At 67.3% G+C, this 19,008-nt stretch carries 20 protein-coding genes; 7 read left to right on the top strand and 13 right to left on the bottom strand.

Translation table 11 applies throughout. The features are described 5' to 3' along the window. Positions 1-6: 6 nt before the first annotated feature. Positions 7-552, top strand: coding sequence for a YdcF family protein (locus IPM60_08550; GenBank protein ID MBK8907942.1), 546 nt, complete (start codon positions 7-9; stop codon positions 550-552). Further along, positions 545-1,768: a CoA transferase gene (locus IPM60_08545; protein MBK8907941.1), complete on the top strand. Its 1,224-nt coding sequence runs from the start codon at positions 545-547 to the stop codon at positions 1,766-1,768. Before IPM60_08550 ends, IPM60_08545 begins: the two co-directional genes overlap by 8 nt. Before the next feature lie 390 nt (positions 1,769-2,158). Here IPM60_08545 and IPM60_08540 read toward each other — a convergent pair whose 3' ends face one another. From IPM60_08540 to IPM60_08505, 8 genes are all read right to left on the bottom strand, one after another. Next, entirely contained in the window at positions 2,159-2,722 is a 564-nt protein-coding gene (locus IPM60_08540) for an N-acetyltransferase (protein ID MBK8907940.1), read from the bottom strand. Then, positions 2,719-3,621 carry an N-formylglutamate amidohydrolase gene (locus IPM60_08535; protein MBK8907939.1) on the bottom strand — a complete coding sequence of 301 codons (903 nt, stop codon included), beginning with the start codon at positions 3,619-3,621 and terminating at the stop codon, positions 2,719-2,721. Before IPM60_08535 ends, IPM60_08540 begins: the two co-directional genes overlap by 4 nt. A 45-nt stretch (positions 3,622-3,666) precedes the next feature. Further along, on the bottom strand, positions 3,667-4,503 hold the full coding sequence (locus IPM60_08530; GenBank protein ID MBK8907938.1) for a hypothetical protein: 837 nt from the start codon (positions 4,501-4,503) through the stop codon (positions 3,667-3,669). A gap of 107 nt (positions 4,504-4,610) precedes the next feature. Beyond that, entirely contained in the window at positions 4,611-5,414 is an 804-nt protein-coding gene (locus IPM60_08525) for an SDR family oxidoreductase (GenBank protein ID MBK8907937.1), read from the bottom strand. Next, on the bottom strand, positions 5,411-6,982 hold the full coding sequence (locus tag IPM60_08520) for an AMP-binding protein (protein ID MBK8907936.1): 1,572 nt from the start codon (positions 6,980-6,982) through the stop codon (positions 5,411-5,413). The genes IPM60_08525 and IPM60_08520 overlap by 4 nt, the downstream gene beginning before the upstream one ends. Positions 6,983-7,273: 291 nt before the next feature. Next, the gene (locus tag IPM60_08515) at positions 7,274-8,053 is read right to left on the bottom strand and encodes a thioredoxin domain-containing protein (protein ID MBK8907935.1); all 780 of its coding nucleotides are present in this window, start codon (positions 8,051-8,053) and stop codon (positions 7,274-7,276) included. 79 nt (positions 8,054-8,132) lie between these two features. Continuing rightward, a complete protein-coding gene (gene xerD, locus IPM60_08510) occupies positions 8,133-9,110 on the bottom strand; it encodes a site-specific tyrosine recombinase XerD (GenBank protein MBK8907934.1) in 978 nt (325 codons plus the stop codon). After that, positions 9,091-9,231 carry a hypothetical protein gene (locus IPM60_08505; protein MBK8907933.1) on the bottom strand — a complete coding sequence of 47 codons (141 nt, stop codon included), beginning with the start codon at positions 9,229-9,231 and terminating at the stop codon, positions 9,091-9,093. The genes xerD and IPM60_08505 overlap by 20 nt, the downstream gene beginning before the upstream one ends. A 213-nt stretch (positions 9,232-9,444) precedes the next feature. Here IPM60_08505 and IPM60_08500 point away from each other — a divergent pair, with 213 nt between their 5' ends. From IPM60_08500 to IPM60_08485, 4 genes are read left to right on the top strand one after another with little or no spacing between them, the layout of a single operon-like run. After that, positions 9,445-10,014 (top strand): shikimate kinase, encoded by a 570-nt coding sequence (locus IPM60_08500; GenBank protein MBK8907932.1) that lies wholly within the window; start codon positions 9,445-9,447, stop codon positions 10,012-10,014. Next, a complete protein-coding gene (locus IPM60_08495) occupies positions 10,011-11,198 on the top strand; it encodes a 3-dehydroquinate synthase (protein MBK8907931.1) in 1,188 nt (395 codons plus the stop codon). The genes IPM60_08500 and IPM60_08495 overlap by 4 nt, the downstream gene beginning before the upstream one ends. Beyond that, positions 11,195-12,481 carry an HlyC/CorC family transporter gene (locus tag IPM60_08490; GenBank protein ID MBK8907930.1) on the top strand — a complete coding sequence of 429 codons (1,287 nt, stop codon included), beginning with the start codon at positions 11,195-11,197 and terminating at the stop codon, positions 12,479-12,481. The genes IPM60_08495 and IPM60_08490 overlap by 4 nt, the downstream gene beginning before the upstream one ends. 53 nt (positions 12,482-12,534) lie before the next feature. Beyond that, on the top strand, positions 12,535-13,101 hold the full coding sequence (locus IPM60_08485) for a DUF2889 domain-containing protein (protein ID MBK8907929.1): 567 nt from the start codon (positions 12,535-12,537) through the stop codon (positions 13,099-13,101). Between the two features lie 10 nt (positions 13,102-13,111). On the opposite strand, the gene IPM60_08480 is transcribed toward IPM60_08485, so the two are convergent. The 3 genes from IPM60_08480 to IPM60_08470 are packed head-to-tail and all read right to left on the bottom strand — an operon-like array spanning position 13,112 to position 15,602. Then, entirely contained in the window at positions 13,112-13,354 is a 243-nt protein-coding gene (locus IPM60_08480) for a hypothetical protein (GenBank protein ID MBK8907928.1), read from the bottom strand. A 44-nt stretch (positions 13,355-13,398) separates the two neighbouring features. After that, a complete protein-coding gene (locus tag IPM60_08475) occupies positions 13,399-14,844 on the bottom strand; it encodes a two-component sensor histidine kinase (GenBank protein ID MBK8907927.1) in 1,446 nt (481 codons plus the stop codon). A 29-nt stretch (positions 14,845-14,873) separates the two neighbouring features. Next, positions 14,874-15,602 carry a response regulator gene (locus IPM60_08470; GenBank protein MBK8907926.1) on the bottom strand — a complete coding sequence of 243 codons (729 nt, stop codon included), beginning with the start codon at positions 15,600-15,602 and terminating at the stop codon, positions 14,874-14,876. Between the two features lie 195 nt (positions 15,603-15,797). On the opposite strand from IPM60_08470, the gene IPM60_08465 reads away from it, so the two are divergent. Continuing rightward, positions 15,798-16,334, top strand: coding sequence for an EF-hand domain-containing protein (locus tag IPM60_08465; protein MBK8907925.1), 537 nt, complete (start codon positions 15,798-15,800; stop codon positions 16,332-16,334). Between the two features lie 135 nt (positions 16,335-16,469). On the opposite strand, the gene IPM60_08460 is transcribed toward IPM60_08465, so the two are convergent. Further along, entirely contained in the window at positions 16,470-17,978 is a 1,509-nt protein-coding gene (locus IPM60_08460; protein ID MBK8907924.1) for an aldehyde dehydrogenase family protein, read from the bottom strand. Positions 17,979-18,216: 238 nt separating this feature from the next. After that, the gene (locus tag IPM60_08455; GenBank protein ID MBK8907923.1) at positions 18,217-19,002 is read right to left on the bottom strand and encodes an alpha/beta fold hydrolase; all 786 of its coding nucleotides are present in this window, start codon (positions 19,000-19,002) and stop codon (positions 18,217-18,219) included. Positions 19,003-19,008 lie beyond the last annotated feature (6 nt).

Here is a 19,008-nt window from a genome sequence, read left to right as displayed (position 1 = left end):
TGAACTGTGCAGCACCAGCGGCCCGACGCCGTCGTCGTGCTCGGCGCCGCGGTGGTGGCGCCGGGGGAGCCGGGTTCGGCGATGCGGCGCCGGGTTGCGCACGCCGTCGGGGTCATGCGAGAGTGCGGCGCGGCGCACTTGGTCGTTTCCGGCGGCATTGTTGCGGCGCCGCCGGCGGAGGCGCACCTGATGCGCGATCTGGCGCTCGGCCGGGGCGTCGCGGCCACGGCCATCGTCATAGAGGATCGGTCGCGCAACACGTTCGAGAACGCTGTCTACACGGGGCGCATCATGAGGGATCGGGGCTGGCGGCGGTTGATGATCGTCACCGACGCCTTTCACATGCGCCGGGCGCTCTATGTGTTCCGCCGCCTCGGCTTGGCGGTCGAGGGCGCGCCGGTGCCGCGGCCGCCGGGCATGTCGGCCCGCGCGTGGTACGGTGCGCATGGGCGCGAACTGGCGCAGTGGCTGTACAGCGCGTGGCTGTTCCGCCTCAACCGCCATCGGCCGATAGTTGCTGCGGTGTGGAACACGAGGGCGCCGGATGCCTGAGCCGATTGCCGCGGCGCACGCGTTGCCCCTCGCCGGACTCCGCGTGCTCGATGCCGCCTCGTTCATCGCAGCGCCGTTCTGCGCCAGCATTCTCGGCGAATTCGGGGCGGAGGTCATCAAGGTCGAGCAGCCGGGGGTCGGCGATCCGTTCCGCCGCTTCGGGACATCGACCGAACGCGACGACTCGTCGCTGGCGTGGCTCAGCGAAGGGCGCAACCGCAAGTCCATCACCCTCAATCTGCGCGTCCCGGAGGGAGCGGCGCTGTTCAAGCGCCTGGTTGCTCAATCGGACGTGGTCTGCGAGAATTTTCGCCCCGGAACGCTGGAGTCGTGGGGGCTCGGCTGGGACGATCTGCGGGCGGTCAACCCCGGCTTGATCCTGGTGCGCGTCACCGGCTATGGACAGACCGGTCCCTACAAGGACCGTCCGGGATTTGCACGCATCGCCCATGCGGTCGGCGGTCTCGCTCACCTCGCCGGGATGCCGGGGGAGGTGCCGGTCACGCCCGGCTCCACTTCCCTCGGCGACTATCTCGCCGGGCTCTACGCCGGGGTCGGAGCACTGGTGGCGCTGCTGCACCGGAAGGAGTCCGGACGCGGTCAAGTCATCGATATCGGCCTCTACGAAGCGGTGTTCAGGGTGCTGGACGAAATTGCTCCCGCTTACGCCCGAACCGGGAAGGTGCGGGAACGGGAGGGATCGGGGACCGTCAATGCTTGCCCGCACGGGCATTTTCCGACCCGCGACGGCAAGTGGGTGGCCATCGCCTGCACCACCGACAAGATGTTTCAGCGCCTCGCTCGCGCCATGGGGCAGGAAGACTTGGCGTCTGAAAAGATCTACGGCCTGCAGGAAAAGCGGCTGGCGGCGCGGGACGACGTCATTCGCCTGGTCAGCGCGTGGACCGGCGGGCTCGACCGGCAGGTAGTGATGGAGCGCTGCCTTGCGGAGGAGGTTCCGGCCGGTCCGCTCAACACCATCGCCGACATCTTCGCAGATCCGCATTTTCAGGCGCGTAACGATCTCGAAACGCTGGTCGATCCTGAGCTTGGCCCGGTGGTGGTGCCGGCGGTGCTTCCCAAGCTGTCGGAGACGCCCGGCCAGATCCGCTCCCTCGGCCCGCGGCTCGGCAGCGCCAACGACGAGATCTATGGCCGCCGCCTCGGACTCTCGGGCGACGAGATGACCACGTTGCGCAGCGCGGGGGTAATCTGAACCGCCGGCGCTGGGCAGCACCGGCGCCGGATCATGCACCGTCGCAGGCAAGAGGGATTGTGGCGATTATGTTGCAATGCAGCATAATCGCGCGGCGCCAGCGGCTGATCGTCCCGCGGCCGCGGCCCGCAGAAATTTTCAGCCCGGAAGCGTTGCAAAAATGTGCTCGATTTTTTAGCACTTTATCGCCGAAACTGGCTTTTCTGGACCGCTGCGGGCCCTGAGCGCACATTTTTTGATTATTTGATTTGCGTTCTCAGCGGCGGGATCTTATTTTCCTTGTGTGCAGTGCAGCACCGGCCGGCTTCGCCGACCACCGCTGTCTGCACTTCTTGGACGTTTCCTCCCAAAACTCGGGCCGTGCACTGCGCGGCCCTTTTTTTTGCCAACTCAGCGGCGATGCTCGGGATTGCCGCCATCGAGGGCGCGTTGCATGAACACGACGTCCAGCCAGCGGCCGAATTTGAAGCCCGCCGCCAGCAAGCGGCCGGCCTCGACAAATCCCAGGCGCTTGTGCAGACGGATCGAGCGATGGTTCGCAGAATCGCCGATCACCGCAACCATCTGCCGATAGCCCATCGCTTCGCAGCGCGCGATGAGTTGGCCGAGAAGCGCCCGCCCGACGCCGCTGCCGACCGCGTCCGGGTGCACGTAGATGGAATCCTCCACCGTGAACCGGTACGCAGACCGGGGTCGAAACTGCGCAGCGTAGGCGAATCCGGCGATGGCGCCGCCGCTGTCCGCGACCAGGTATGGCAGGCCCCGGGCTAGGATGGCGTCGCGCCGCGCTGCCATGTCCACTTCGTCCGGCGCCGCTTCCTCGAAGGTGCCGGTGCCGGTGCCGACGTGATGGGCGTAGATGGCCTGAATTGCCGCGAGGTCCGCGGCGTCGGCCGGACGGACGACTGCCGAAGCCTGACCCCGGACGGTCGTCGCTCCCGCAAGGGCGCTCATGCCGCCCTCAACGCATCGAAATCAAGACGGGCCAGGCGGCCGATCAAACGCCCCACGTCCCTTCCCGTACGCTCGAATCCCGGCGTCCGGGTCACCGTGTCCTCATCCATGTACAAAGCCCGATTGACCTCGATTTGCAGCGCATGCACGCCCTGTCGCGGCTCACCGTAGTGCGCTGTCGTGTAACCGCCGGCGTAGGGGAGGTTGCGCTGCACGGAGTAGCCCAGCCGCTTCACTTCCGCCTCCGCGGCAACGATGATTTCGGGCGCGCACGAAGTCCCGAAGCGGTCCCCGAGCACGAAATCGACCCGCCGCCGCCCCCGGTCGCTGTCCATGGGGCCGCCCACCGACGGCATCGAATGGCAATCGATCAGGAGGCAGACGCCGAACTTGGCTTGCGTCTCGGTCAGCAACGATCGCAGCGCCGCGTGGTAAGGGAAGTACAGGTCCTGGATGCGCTGACGCACATGGTGGAACGCCAGCCGCTCGCGATAAACCTCCTCGCCGTTGGTCACCACCCGGGCGACGGTGCCGAGACCGGCGGCAACCCGCGGCGACGCCGTGTTCACGTAGTCCGGCAGCGGCCCATCGAACATGGTCGCGTCGAGCTCGAACGCTTCGCGGTTCGGGTCGACATACACTCTCGGGAAGTGGGCGCGCAGCAGGGGCGCTCCGCAGGCGACGGCAGCCGCGAAGATCTCGTCGATGAACGCGTCTTCCGATCGCCGCAACGCCAGCGGATCCAACCGCGACTGCGCAATGAACGCCGGCGGATAGGTTCGCCCGGAATGGGGCGATGCGAACACCAGCGGCACCGTCTGCGTCGAAGGCGACAGCACCGACCACGGGACACCGCCCTCCGCTTCGCCACCGGACGCGGCCTCCTCCCCCTTCTGCATCCTGAAATCCGCCACTCCCGCCATGTCGTTCGGTCCCAACTGACGTTACTCCGCAGGCAGGACGAGGACGACCTCGCCCAGATCCTGAACCGCGGGCGCCGAAGCACCTGGCGCCACTTCGACGATGCGGGCGCGGCCGGTGCGGACGTCGGCCAGCACCGGCACGTTGCCGCCATCGGCACTGGCCGGATCCATGGACTGGCCGACGACGACGTAGCGCCCCGGCAACAACGGCGGCAACGTCATCCGAAACGCGCCATCAGCCGGAACGTCGATGGCCGGCAGATCCGAGGCATACTTGATGCGACCATTGGCGTCGAAGAAGTAGGTAAGTTGGTTGTTTTCCGGCAACTTCACCAGTTGCAGATGTGAATTTGCGTCGAGAAACGGAGCCGCCGCCTGCAGATTGGCGATGCGACCGCTGAGGGCGCCGGCGGCGAGCGGCGGATCGTCGGGAGGAGGCGGCTGGCGCAGCGGCGCATCGGGCGGCGGGGCAACGGACGCTTCTCGATCCTCGGATGGAGGCTCCGCGGCGGACGGGGGCGGTGCAGGCGCAACCGCATCCCGGGCAGCGGTCTGATAGAGAGGGCGCACCGGCGGCAGGGCGACCGTCGCCTGCGGCGCCGGTGCGTTGAACCCGATCTCGAACGGCTCGCTGCGGGAATAGGAGAACCGCTGGGGGTCAATCCCGTAACGGACCAGCAGAGAGTAGCTGCCGGCCTCCGCCGGGACCTCCCGCGCCTCGCCGCCGCGCACCCACACCGTCTTGTTGGTGCGGCCTACCAGCCGCACGAGCGCGTCCTCGTTCGACGGATTGAACAAACGCACCGCCGTATCGGCGGCGGACGCCGCGGCGGTCGTCAGCAGCGCGGCCACTGCCATGCCCGCGGCTCCAGCGCCTGCGTTGCGCCACGACAGCCGGCCGCCGCGCTGCTCCATCCTGTTTGCTCCACGCTTCGTTGCGCCGCCTTGTACCACGGGGTTTCGTATCATGCGAACCGCACAGATAGCCCGCCGTCCACGACCAACTCCGTTCCGGTCACATACTTGGCCTCATCGGAAGCCAGGTACAGGGCTGCGTAGGCCGTGTCCCAGGCATCTCCCATGTGCCCCATCGGGCACTGGGCGTCGCGGGTGCGGATCAGGTTGGCGATATCTCCCTCATCGCCATAGACCCGGGTCAGCGCCGCATGCACCAGCGGCGTGTTCATCAGCCCCGGCAGGATAGTGTTGGCGCGGATGCCGCTTTTCGCGTGAGCGATCGCCATCGCCCGGGTCATCGACACGATGGCGCCTTTGGAGGCGCCGTAGAAGCCGTAGTGCACGCCCGCCCAGCCGAGGGCGGCGATCGAGGCGTTGTTGACGATGGCGCCCTTGCCCTGGCGATCCATCACCGGGATGACGTGACGGCAGGTCAGGTAGACGCTCTTGAGGTTGATCGCCATCACCCGGTCCCACGTCGCCTCATCCAGTTCGGCAGGACCGCCGACGACCGCGATGCCGACGTTGTTGACCAGCACGTCGATGCGCCCAAATGCGGACAGGCAGGCGCCGACCATGGCTTCGACGTCGCCCGCCCGCGACACGTCGGCGACGGCGATCTCGCAGCGGCCCCCCTCCCCTGCGACGATTCCTCTCATCTCCGCCGCCGCATCGCCGTTGATATCGACGCCGAACACGGCGGCGCCCTTCCGGGCGAACAACCCGGAGATCGCCTTGCCGTTGCCCCAGCCCGGACCCACCGAGCCACAGCCGGTGACGATAGCCACCTTGTCCTGCAACCGGCCAGTCATGATGAGGTGTCCTCCGTGGCCCGCTGCTGTTGCTCAACGAGGCGCCGACGCAGTTCGGTCTTCAGGATCTTGCCGTAGTTGTTCTTGGGCAAGGCGTCGGTGAACACGTAGCGCCGAGGCCGCTTGAAGCGCGCCAGATCGCGATTGCACACGGCGTCGAGCGCCGCGCTTTCAATGGCCGCGCCGGACTTGGTCACGATGAAAGCGACGATGCTCTCGCCCCACTCCCGGTCCGGCTGTCCGACCACGGACACTTCGGCGACGGCAGGATGGCGCAGCAGCACCTCCTCCACCTCGCGCGGATAGATGTTGGCGCCGCCGGAGATGATCAGATCCTTGGAACGGTCCTTGAGGGTGAGAAACCCGTCTTCGTCGAACACGCCCACGTCCCCGGTGTGCAGCCAGCCACCGCGCAGCGTCTCGGCGCTTGCCTCCGGATCGCGCCAGTAGCCGGTCATCACGGGGTCGCCTCGCACCAGGACCTCTCCTGTTTCTCCCGGCGGAAGCATCCTGTCGTCGGCATCGGCGACCGCCACCTCGACAACCGAATGGGCGACGCCCACCGACGCCAGCCGGGCGTCGTAGCGCGGATGATCGGTTTCTGCATGCCGCGCCTTTGACAGCGCGGTGATGGTCATCGGGCTCTCACCCTGGCCGTAGATTTGCACCAGCCTGTTGCCGAACACCGCCAAAGCCTGCTTGCAGTCCTCCACATACATCGGGCCGCCGCCATAGACGATGGTCTTGAGGTTGTCGGTTGCGCCGCGGCGAGAGACGTGACGAGCTTCGGCGAACGACACCAGCCGGTGCACCATGGTCGGGGCCGCGAACATGCTGACGCCACGATGCGCGGCGATGAGATCGAAGATCTCCCCCGGCTCGAAGCCGCCGCTCGGCGGGATCACCTGTAGAGCAGCCGCCGCCACGTGTGGCAGGATGTAGAGGCCGGAGCCGTGGGACATCGGGGCCGGATGGAGGATGCAGTCGTCGGCGGCAATGGAGTCCACATCAGCGAAGTAGCTTAGCGTCATGGCAAGCAGACTGCGGTGGCTGAGCATCACGCCCTTGGGCCGGCCGGTGGTGCCGCTGGTGTAGAACAGCCAGGCCGTGTCGTCCGGCATCCGCGGAACCACAGCGATGGTGTCGCCGGCCGCGAGGCTGAAATAGTCGGCGTCGTCTACCGAGAACACCGCCGCCAAGTCGTCCAGTTCGGCCTGCAGCGACGCCGCCGTTTGCGCCAGCTCCGGCGTCGCGAAACAGAGGCGGGCGCCGGAATGGGCCAGGATGTAGGCGATCTCCGGCGGCGCCAGCTTGGCGTTGATCGGCACCGCCACGAAGCCGCCGTGCCAGCACGCGAACAGCACCTCGACGTACGCCGGGCAGTTTCTCATCAACAGCGCCACCCGGTCGCCAGGCGACAGCCCGAAACGCCGGCCGAACGCACCTGCCAGGGCGGCGACCCGCCCTGCCAGTTCGCCGTAGGTCGCGTAATGTTGCGATCCGACCGCCAACGCCGAACGATCCGCTGACGACCGCCCCGCACGGGCCAGCAAGTTGGCGACGTTCATGGTGCTGGTCCCCCATACATACCTAAAGACGTAGATCTTGCGGCCATGGGCGGTAACTGATTGCGCTGGACTCCCACTGTGATCACTGCCACACTTCTAACCGCACGACATGTGCGAAAGTACGTGGGAGTTCGGCGGGCTCACTTCGTGCTCTGCCGTCTCCGATGGCCTCGGCCACGACGGCTCCCTCCGTCCCTGGCAAGGTACGCCTCCTGGATTCGCATCCGGCTGCGGCGGCGCTCTCAAAGCGCCGCCGCAGTTCTTCGCGAGTTGGAAGCAACAAGCGCACATTCAGCCGTCGCGGGCGTCGGCAACGAGTTTCTCCATCTGCTCGAAGTCGATGGCGCCGGGAACAAGCTGGTCGCCGATGATAAAGGCCGGCGTGCCGTTGACCCCGAGGCGTTGCCCCAGCTCGAAATTGGCGCGCAGCACATCCTCGATGCCGGGGTCGGTCATTGCCTTTCGGATGGTTTCGCGATCGACCCCCTCTGCTGCGATCAGGTCGAGGACACGCTGCTCGTCGAGTGTGCCTTTCGCGTTCAGCAGCGCTGCGTGCACATCCATGTATCTGTCCGGATCCGTTTGCCACACCGCCAGCGATGCTTTCGCCGCGGTGAGGGAGTCCGGACCGAGGATCGGGTACTCCTTCAGAACCAGGCGGATGTTGCCGTCGCTTTTGATCAGCTTCTGAACCGACGGCAACACCCGCTTACAGTAGCCGCAGCGGTAGTCAAAGAACTCCACCACCGTAACGTCGCCGTCCAGATTGCCCACAACCGGCGAGTTCGGATCGCGCTCCAGCTCCTCCCCGGCCGTCGCCACGGCGGCTTCCGCTGCCTCGCGCTGCGCCTGGTTCTGCTTGGCTTGGTAAGCAGTCAGGGAGTCGATCACGACTTCGGGGTGGCTCAGGATGTACGCGCGGATCGTTTCCTCGACCGCCGCCTTCTGTTCCGCAGTCAAGGCGCCCGACGCCGGGTCCGCTGCGGCTGCAGGTGAAGGCGACATTGATAGCGCGAGCGCGGCCAGGATCGGCGCGATGCCGCTGAGCCCCGCTCTCATCACTTTCCACATGGTGTTCTGCCTTTCCAGTGTCTCGCCGTGCAAGCCGGCCCGCCGGGCTCGGGTTCCATCGCGCCACGTACCAGACTGGCTATTGCCGGTCTACCGCCCGCGTTCGGCTGAGCGGGTGTGCGTGGTTGACCAGGGTTCGGAGGTTCTCGTCAAGCACGTGAGTGTAGATCTGCGTGGTGCCGATATCGGCATGGCCCAGCATCTGTTGCAGACTGCGGAGGTCGGCGCCGTGGGCGAGCAGGTGACTGGCGAAAGAGTGGCGGAGAACATGGGGCGACACCCGCTCCGGCGCGATGCCGGCCGCCGCCGCCAGCTCTTTCAGCAACTGGGCGAAGCGGGCGCGGGTGATGTGCCCCTGGCGGGCGCGGGACGGGAACAGCCACCGATCGGCGCCGGTCCGGCTCCGGGCCAGGAACACGTGGCGGACCGTATGGTAGGCGGCGAGGGCGCGCACCGCGGGGTCGGTGAGCGGAACCATGCGCTCCTTGCCGCCCTTGCCACGGACGATCACCGCGGAACCGTCGCGGGCGACGGCGGCGACCGGCAGGCCCACCAGCTCGGAGACCCGAAGGCCGGTCGCATACAGAACCTCCATTAGCGCGGAGAGACGGAGTGCCTCCGGTTCCGTCGCCATCGCTGCCGTCGCCAAGAGCCGCGTCACCTCCTCTTCGCTCAGGTACTTGGGCAGGGACGAGCCTTGCCGGGGGCTGTCGATCAGCGCCGATGGATCATCGCCTCTGATGCCCTCGTCGGCGAGGAAATGAAAGAACTGGCGGAGCGCCGATAGACGCCGCGCCAGCGTTCGCGTCGACATGCCGACCGCAGTCAGGGCCGCCAGGTAGGAGCGCAGCGCTTCCGCATCGGCGTCCTCGGGTGTGCGGCCCTGCTCACGGCAGTGAGCGGCGAAATCAACCAGGTCGCGCCGGTATGACTCAACGGTGTTCCATGCGGCGCCGCGCTCCGCTGTCAGCATTTCCAGGAAAACTTCGAGATGGCGACAGGGCGCCGCGCCCGCCCGCACCTGCGCCTCTGAAGCGCTAGCGGGCGAATCGCTCATTGGGGATGACCTGCTCGACCGGCGTCCGCTGCGGCGGATCGCTCCACACCTCCAGGTAGACGACACCTCCAACCACGGCTACGACGATGATGATGACGAGAAGCCACAACAGTGTTTTCATAGACATCCTCGGGAGTTTGATGTCCGCTTCGACAACGGAACCACGAAAGCTTCGGTCAGGGGCGAAGCTCTGTCTCGCAAGCACGCCAACAAGAGGCTGAACACGCGGGTTTACGTTCGGCCCAGGCTATGGCAAGTATCGAACAGTGTACCGGGGCGAAAAACGGCATGCAACGTCGCCTCCCCGGCTCCGGCGTTCTCGAGCCTGTCCAGGATGAAAAATCAACTGCTGGCGTCCTCTTCGAAGCCGATCGTCCTGATCGGGCTGATGGGCGCAGGCAAGACGCGCATCGGCCGGCTGCTGGCCGGGCACTTGGCCTTGCCATTCAGCGATGCGGATGAAGAGATTGCCAAGGCTGCCGGCATGTCAGTGGAGGACATCTTCACCACCTACGGCGAAACGGCATTTCGCGAGTGCGAGCAAAAGGTCATCGCGCGCCTGCTCGGTGCGGGCCGCCGGGTCATAGCCACCGGAGGCGGAGCCGTCATGAACCCGGCGACGCGGGAGCGTCTCCAGAGCCAGGCTCTGTCCGTCTGGCTGCGTGCCGACCTCGACATCCTGGTGGAGCGGACCAGCCGACGGGGCGGCCGTCCGCTGTTGAAAGGAAGGGACATCCGCGCCACACTCGCCGACCTGATGGCCGCCCGGTATCCGATCTACGGCGAGGCTGACGTCGTCGTCGACACCAGCAGCGATCCGCCGGAAAGGACCGTGCAACACGTCCTGTCCGCTCTCACGTCGTTTCTCGATGCACGCGCCGGGCCGGAGGACAGCGCATTATGAATGTCGCCTGTACGGATCGCGACGCGGCGCCCGCGACACTTCGCGTTGCGCTCAAAGAGCGCTCCTACGACATCGTCGTCGGCGACGGGCTGCTGCATGGGATCGGTGAACGGGTGGCCGCCGTGGCGGCCGGCGCCAAGGCGGTGACCATCACCGATGCCAACGTCGCCCCGCACTACCTGGACATCGTCGACCGTTCGCTGCGCAGGGCAGGTCTCGCAACGTCAGCCGTCGTTTTGCCGGCGGGCGAAGCAACCAAGGATTTCCGCCACCTGGAGCACCTGACCGAGAAGGTCCTGGCGTGCGGCATCGACCGCGCCACATCGATTGTGGCGCTCGGCGGCGGGGTGATCGGCGACATCGCCGGGTTCGCAGCCGGCATCCTGCTGCGCGGCCTGAGCTACGTTCAGGTTCCAACAACCCTGCTCGCCCAGGTCGACAGCGCCGTCGGCGGCAAGACCGGGATCAACTCCCCGTTCGGCAAGAACCTCGTCGGCCTGTTCCACCAGCCGCGACTAGTGGTGGCCGATATCGCGACGCTCGACACCCTCGATGCGCGCCAACTCCGGGCCGGCTACGCCGAAGTGGTGAAGTACGGACTGATCAGCGACCGGGACTTTTTCGCGTGGCTGGAGGCCGACGGCGCCAGCGTCGTCGCCGGCAACCGCGCCGCCCGCGCCCGAGCGATCCTCACCAGTTGCGCCGCCAAAGCCGCCATCGTCGCCGCGGACGAACGCGAAGCCGGACGCCGCGCCCTTCTCAACCTGGGGCACACCTTCGGCCATGCCCTGGAAGCGGAGACCGGCTTCGGAGACGCGCTGCTCCATGGCGAAGCCGTCGCCATCGGCGTGGTCATGGCTTTCGCGTTGTCGGCGCGGCTCGGGCTCTGTTCGCCGCAAGCCGCGGAAAGGGTGCGCCGCCACCTGGCCGGCATCGGATTGCCGACCCGGCCGACTGACGTGGCCGGGCAAAGCTGGCCGATGGAGGCGCTGCTCGGCCACATGGCGCACGACAAGAAGGTCACCGACGGACGCATCAGGTTCGTGCTGGCCCGCGACATCGGCGATGCCTTCGTCGCCGATGGGGTTGACGCGGATCATCTGCGCGCCGTGATCGAAGAAAGCACGGTGCGACGCCCCGACGCCTCCCCTGCGCCCCACGTGATTCCTGGACCGAGACAATGATTGCCACGCTAGCCGCCATATTCGTGCTCCTGGTGCTGTCCGCGTTCTTCTCCGGGTCGGAGACGGCGCTGACGGCCGCATCCCGCCCGCTGATGCATCAGATGGAGCAGAACGGGGACCGCAAAGCCGGCATCGTCAACCGCTTGCGGGACGAGTCGGATCGGCTGATCGGCACCGTTCTGCTCGGCAACAATCTGGTCAACATCCTGGCCTCTGCACTTGCGACCAGCCTCTTGATCACCGTGTTCGGCGACGCCGGCGTCTTCTACGCGACCATTGGCATGACCTTGCTGGTGCTGGTGTTCGCGGAAATCCTCCCGAAGACCTACGCGTTTCGCAACGCCAACCGGGTGGCGCCGCTGATCGCGCCCGGCGTCAACGGCCTGGTCATCGTGTTGTCGCCGGTGACCCGCACCATCCAGCTCCTGGTCAGCGGCATTCTCCGCCTGTTCGGCGCGGAGGCCCGCATGCAGGAGCCGATCGGCCCCAGCGCCGAAGAGCTGCGCGGCGCCATCGAACTGCACACCGGCGAAGGCCACGGCGGCGTGCGTGACGAGCGCGCCATGTTGCGCAGCATCCTCGACCTTGCGGAGGTCGAGGTTGCGGAAATCATGATCCACCGCAAGAACGTGGTTATGATCGATGCCGGCGAACCTCCTGAGACCATCGTCAGCCAGGTGCTGGCGAGCCCGTTCACCCGCATTCCCCTGTGGAAGGACGAGCCCGAGAACATCGTCGGCATCATTCACGCCAAGGCACTGTTGCGCGCCGTTCAGTCGGCCGGCGGCCATATCACCGGCGTGGATGTCGCCTCTCTGGCGGCGCCGCCGTGGTTCGTGCCCAACTCCACGTCGCTCCTCGATCAGTTGCAGGCGTTCCGGCGCCGGAGGGAGCATTTCGCGCTGGTGGTCGACGAATACGGCTCGTTCATGGGGATCGTCACGCTCGAAGACATCCTCGAGGAGATCGTCGGCGACATCGTCGACGAACACGACATTCCCGCCGCCGGGGTGTTGCGCCAGTCCGACGGCAGCTACATCGTGCAGGGCAGCGTCACCATCCGCGACCTCAACCGCAGCTTCGAATGGGGGCTTCCGGACGAGGACGCGTCCACCATCGCCGGCCTCATTCTGCACGAGGCGCGGCGCATCCCGGACGTGGGTCAGGCGTTCATGTTCCATGGCATGCGGTTCGTCATCCTGCGGCGCCATCGCCACCAGATCACCTCCATCCGCATCATCCCGCCGGCCGACGCCAGTGCGGAAGACCCGCCCGCCGCGTAAGCCGCCCGCGCTGCTCCTATCGCTGCCAGCAAATCGGCACTACACTCGCTGCCATGCCTCTCAGTAAGCCCGAGCCCCGCGATCACATCCACACGCGCGAGATCCGTTGCCGTGGCTTTCGCCGCCGTGACGGCCTGTGGGATATCGAGGGCAGCCTGGAGGACACGAAGACCTACTCGTTCGACAACCACGACCGCGGCGGCATCGCCAGCGGCGAGCCGATCCACGGAATGCGTATCCGCCTCACGGTCGATGACGCGCTGACGGTGCGGGCGGCCGAAGCGGAGACGGCCGCCGGCCCGTTCCACATCTGCGGCGACATCACTCCCAAGTTCGCGAAGCTCGCGGGGCTGCGCATCGGCCCCGGCTGGCGCCGCGCCGTTCTCGACGTGATGGGCGGCGTGAACGGCTGCACCCACCTCACTGACCTGCTCATCGGCCCCATGACCGCCACCGCCATGCAAACCATCGCCGCTGCCCGCGCCGCCCGGAGCCAGTCCAGCGCCCAGAACCGCAGGCCCGCCCTCATCGATAGCTGCCACGCCTTCGCGAGCGACGGCCCCATCGTCGCCCGCGAGTGGCCCCAGCACGCAACCGGAGAGAAACAAGACCAGGGCTGAACGCTGGCGGCTACTTCTCGGCGTCAGTGCGCCGCAGCACGTAGCCGGCGGGGCAGGTTGCGGAACCGTCCGCCTGCCACTCCAGGGGAACCGTCTCCGCCCTTTTCCAGAAGGGCGTGTCGATCTTTTCGCAGGCGCAAGGCTTCAATTGACAGGCGGCGCCAAGGTTCGGCTCGGCGCTGCCTGGGCCGCCGGCGCACCCGCCGAGCAGGGCCAGAGCCGCCGCGGCAAGCATGAAAAATCGCAAATTCATGGGTTCCGTGTCCTTCCGGGCCACACGTGTTTCTCCGTCAGCTATCAACCTGCACTGGCGACCGCCGTGTGCGGGCGCGGGTGCGGCAGCGACACGATCGCTCGCAGACCGCCCGGGCCGCAGTTGTCCGCCGGGCGGTTGACGAGCGTCACGTCGCCGCCGTGGGCGCCGATCACCGAGCGCACCACCGTCAGCCCGAGCCCGACGCCGCCGGTTTCCCGGCTCCGCGACCCCTCCAGGCGGATGAACGGCTCGAAAATCCGTCCCAGTTCCGCCTCGGGCACCCCCGGCCCTTCGTCGTCGACCGTGATGATGATCATCCCGCCGCGCTCTGACGCCGTCACCCGCGCCGACCGGCCGTAGTTTACGGCATTTTCAACCAGGTTGGTGATGGCGCGCTTCAGCGCCAGGACCCGCCCGACAAAAGGCATACGCTGCGGACCGTCATACTGCACATCGGCGCCTCCGTCCCGCGCATCGGTGCACACGCTCTCCAGCAAGGCTGCAAGGTCGAAGGGCTTTTGCGGCTCCTGCGTGACCTCGTCGCGAATGAACGACAAGGCGGCGGTGATCATCGCCTCCATCTCTCCGATGTCGGCGATCATCTTGTCGCGATCCTCGGGTGCGTCGATGAGTTCGGCGCGGAGCCGCATGCGGGTGAGGGGGGTGCGCAGATCGTGGGAGATGGCCGCCAGCATGTGGGTGCGGTCGCGCACGAAGCGCTGCAATCGCGCCTGCATCTCGTTGAACGCCAGCGCCGCCGTCCGCACCTCCCGCGGGCCAGTTGCGACGATCATCGGCGGTGCATCCACATCGACGCCCAGGCGCTCCGCGGCTGCGGCGAACGTCGACAGCGGCTCGCTGGCGCGTCGCACCGCCCACACCGAAGCCGCCACCGCCGCCGCCGTCGTCAGCAGCGCGATCAGGGCGAACGTGCTCGTCCACAGCGGTTCGAGACGCGGCAGCACCGCAGCGAAGTTGAGCCACGAGCCGTCGGTCAAAGCGACGGAGCCGGCCAGAACCTCGATCGCCAGGTCCGGCGGCGGCAACCCGTCCCCTCTGGCGTGCGGTCCGCGCCACGGCGCCGCGTCGCTGCGGCGTTCCTGCAGCCAGCGTCGGGCCTCTCCGAACTGGAGGACCCGAAGCTTAACCGCACGCTCGCCATCCGCAGTGAACTGGCTCATCAGCGTGCGGCGGAGGCCGCGGGCTGTCACGTCCGTCGCTCCGGTGTCGACCCACGGCTGCGGCGCCCACGACATGCGAAGGCCGGGGCTGCGCAGCGTGCGGACGAGGGCGCGACGGTCGTCGGGCGCCGCCTCCTCGACAATCTCCAACGCCGTCGACACCCTCTCGGCGACAAGCCGGATGCGATCGCCGGTGACCAGCCCCAGCCGTTCGCTGGAAAACAGGACCAGCGCCGCCAGGTTGGAGGCGACGACCGCGATCGCCACCACGACGATCGTGCGCCCGACCAGGGTGTCGGGCCACATCCGCTCCCACCACCGGGCCGATCCCCGCATCAGCCGGGCGCGACCACGGGGGTGAACATGTAGCCGCCGCCGCGCACCGTCTTGATGAGGCGGGGGTCGCGTGGATCGCTTTCGATCTTGCGGCGGAGCCGACTGACCTGGACGTCGATGCTGCGATCGAACGGCTGGGCGTCGCGGCCGCGCGCCAGGTCCAGGAGTTGTTCGCGGCTCAGCACCCGCCCCGGATGCCGGACGAATGCCGCCAGGAGATCATATTCGCCGCCGCTGAGCGGAACGATGAGGCCATCCGGCGCCGTCAGCTCACGCGCCCCAACGTCCAGGCGCCAACCCGCAAACGCCACAGCCTCGGGATCTTCAGCGCCGTAACCGCGTCCGCGCCGGTCGGACGGCGGCACCCGGCGCAGCACCGCCCGGATGCGGGCGTGCAGTTCCCGCGGGTTGAACGGCTTGGCCAGATAGTCGTCGGCGCCCATTTCCAAACCGACGATGCGGTCGATCTCGTCGCCGCGCGCGGTGAGCATGATCACCGGAAGATCGGATCGGGCTCGCAACGACCGGCACAGGCTGAGGCCGTCTTCCCCCGGCAGCATGACATCGAGCACCACCAGATCGATAGCGCCGTCCTCGATCGCCTGCCGCATCTCGCGGCCGTCGGCGGCGGCGCTGACACGGTATCCCTCCTTCACCAGGTAGCGCGCCAGGAGCGTGCGGATCTCCCGGTCGTCGTCGACCACAAGGATGTGCGGGCTCGCGTCCATGGCGTGCGAGTATACCTGCGCCTGATGTCGGCCGGTCCCGGAATTCGGTAACGCTTCGTAACGCCCACGGGCACTGCAACAAACGGTTACAAAAAGGCGGGTGCCCGGACATCGACCTGCAACACGCCGGGTCCATATAGGAAGCATTGCAGATGAACGGACACCGGTTCGGTGTCCTGAACGAAGGAGAGACACATGACGCGCACATCGTTCCTGACAGCCACCGCCATCGCCGCCGCCGCGGCCCTGGCAGCCGGCGCCTTCAGCGTCTCCGACGCCGCCGCGCGCGGCCCGGGCGGGCAGAAGGGCATGGGTTACATGATGCAGCAGTTCGACGAGAATGGCGACGGCGCGATCAGCCGCGAGGAATTCGACGCCATGCACAACGAGCGTTTCGCAGGCGCCGATGCCAACGGCGACGGCAAGATCACCTTCGAGGAGTTCGAGACCGCCGCTGCGGCTCGGCGCGCCCAGCGGATGCAGCAAATGTACAAATCGCTCGACGCCGACGGGGACGGGGTGGTGACCACCGAAGAAGCGGACGCCCGCCACGCGCAGCGCTTTGAGCAGATGGACGCCAACGGCGACGGCGTCATCACCGCCGACGAGATGGGCCGGGGGAAGATGGGTCCCGGCGGCGGCATGGGGCCCGGCGGCGGCCAGGGCCCCGCGATGGGAGGACAGGGTCCCGGGATGGGCGGCCAGGGCGCTGGCCCGAAGCAGGGCCAATAGCTAAGAATATCTGCCTGAGCGGATGACGCACTATCGCGTCATCCGCCGTCGTACGGGAGCGACAGACGGGGGATGCCGCTCTGTCGCTTGCGCAGTATCCAGGTCTCAAGCAGTTTCCCCTGACCTGCCCCCACCCTATGCGGATCCGCCGAAGCGGAGGCCCTGGGCGAGGGGGAGGTCGGTGGAGTAGTTGATGGTGTTGGTGGCGCGACGCATGTAGGCCTTCCACGCGTCCGAACCGGATTCACGGCCGCCGCCGGTGTCTTTTTCGCCGCCGAAGGCGCCGCCGATCTCGGCGCCGGAGGGGCCGATGTTGACGTTGACGATGCCGCAGTCGCTGCCCTCGACGGAGAGGAACCGTTCGGCCTCGCGCATGTCGTTGGTAAAGATGCTGGAGGCGAGGCCTTGCGATACGCCGTTGTGCAGGGCGATCGCTTGGTCCAACTCGCGGTAGCGCAACACGTAGAGGATCGGCGCGAACGTCTCCCGCCGCACCACGTCCGTCTGTGCCGGCATGGTGATGATTGCCGGGCGGACATAGTGCGCATCGGGGAACCGCTGCTCTAGGACGCCTTCGCCGCCGAATACCGAGCCGCCGTCCGCCGTCGCCTCGACCATCGCCGCCTGCATGTGCTCGTGGGCCGCGCCGTCGATCATTGGGCCGACGAGCGTTTCGGCGTCGAGCGGGTTTCCGATGGGGAGCGACGCGTACGCGGCCCGTAACCTCGCCACCAGCGTGTCGTGGATGTCGTCGTGGACGATGAGGCGGCGCAGGCTGGTGCAGCGTTGGCCGGCGGTGCCGACGGCGGAGAACACGATGGCGCGTTCGGCCAAGTCCAGATCGGCCGAAGGCGTGACGATCATCCCGTTGTTGCCGCCAAGTTCCAGCAAGGTGCGGCCGAAGCGTGCCGCCACCACCGGCGCCAGCTCTTGGCCCATGCGGGTGCTGCCAGTGGCGCTGATCAGCCGGAGGCGCTGCGCCCGCGCCAGCCGCTCTCCCGTCTCGCGGCCGCCAATCAGAATGCGCAACAAGCCACCCGGCGCGTCCGCACCGAAGCGGCGGCGCACTCGTTCGAACAGCGCCTGGCAGGCCAGCGCCGTCAATGGCGTCTTCTCCGACGGCTTCCAGACCACGGGGTCGCCGCAGACCGTGGCCAGGGCGAAATTCCAGGACCATACCGCGACCGGGAAATTGAAGGCGGTGATGACGCCGATTGGCCCCAGCGGATGCCACTGCTCCATCATGCGATGACCGGGCCGCTCCGAGGCGATGGTGAGTCCGTAGAGCTGGCGCGACAGGCCGACGCCGAAATCGCAGATGTCGATCATCTCCTGCACCTCGCCCTCTCCCTCGGCGAGGATCTTGCCGGTTTCGATGGTGACGAGGCGGCCGAGCGCCGACTTGTGGGCGCGGAGTTCATCTGCGAACGAACGGACCAACTCTCCGCGACGGGGGGCGGGGACCGAGCGCCACGCCAGAAACGCCGCCTCGGCGTCGTCGATGGCGGCCCGCGCCGCGTCTTGGCCGGTGTGGATGACGCGGGCGATCTCGGAGCCGTCGATGGGCGTGTGCACCGGCAAGTCGCCCTCGCTCAAGGCGACCGGATCAAGCCCGACGGCTCGCAACTCCTCGTCGATGTTCATGACCCGGTCGTTCCAGTGTAACGATGAACCGATGCCCTTGCTTATCCGGCATTGCTGGCGCGGGGCGGGCGACGGCCGGCCGCGACGGGTGATGGTGATCTCCTCGCTGCTGGGAGCGCTCCAGGAGGCGGGAGAAGTGGGTCTTGGCTTCGAACGCTCCGATGGTGATCATCCGAACGGTGCCCACCAGTTTACCAAGCTGGTTCTAGTGGTAGAGCGGTGCCGTGTCCAGCCGCCGCTACAGCAGTTCCGCGTCCAGAAACGTGACAACCGCCTCCAGGAATCGCTCCGGCTGATCGACATGGACGCGGTGGCCGGCCTCGGGGATGACGGCGAACTCGGCCGCCGGGAAGAACGTCCGGATCGGCTCCCTGTGGCGCTCGGCGCTAACGTAGTCGGAGGCATCGCCGCTAACGAACAATGAAGGACCGGTGAAGGCCAGGTCAGGCATGGCGACGGGGAAGGCGAGCAGGTCGTCCATGGACGCGGCCAGCGCGTTCAGATTGATGCGCCAAGCGTAGCCGCCGTCGTCGGAGATCACGTTCTGCATCAGGAAGGTGCGGAGCGCCGGATCCGCGACGCCGCGAGCGAGTTGCCCCTCGACGTCGGCGCGGCTTTCGCATTGTCGGAAATCGACCCGCTGCATCGCCTGCACGATCGGCAGGTGCGTGTGTGAGTAGCGGGTCGGCGCGATATCGACGACCACCACGGCGTCCAACATGTGCCCATAAAGCAGCGCGAACAACATGGCGGTCTTGCCGCCGAGGCTATGACCGAGGATGCTCGTCCGCTCGATGCCGCGAGTTTCGAGGAAGGTGCGCAGATCGTCGACCATCTCCGAGTAGGTCATCGGCTCCGCCCACGGCGAGTCGCCGTGATTGCGGAGATCGACGGCATAGACGTGGAAGCGGTCCTCCAGCCGGCCCGCGACGCTGTGCCAGTTGCGGCCCGAGCCGAAAAGTCCGTGGAGGATCACTAGCGGCGGGCCGGCGCCGTAGTCCTTGAATGCGAGCTCGATGGCCATGAAGCA

It is taken from the genome of Rhodospirillales bacterium (assembly GCA_016710335.1).
GTDB lineage: Bacteria > Pseudomonadota > Alphaproteobacteria > Rhodospirillales > Defluviicoccaceae > JADJXQ01.
This window is presented reverse-complemented; position numbering and strand designations above follow the sequence as displayed.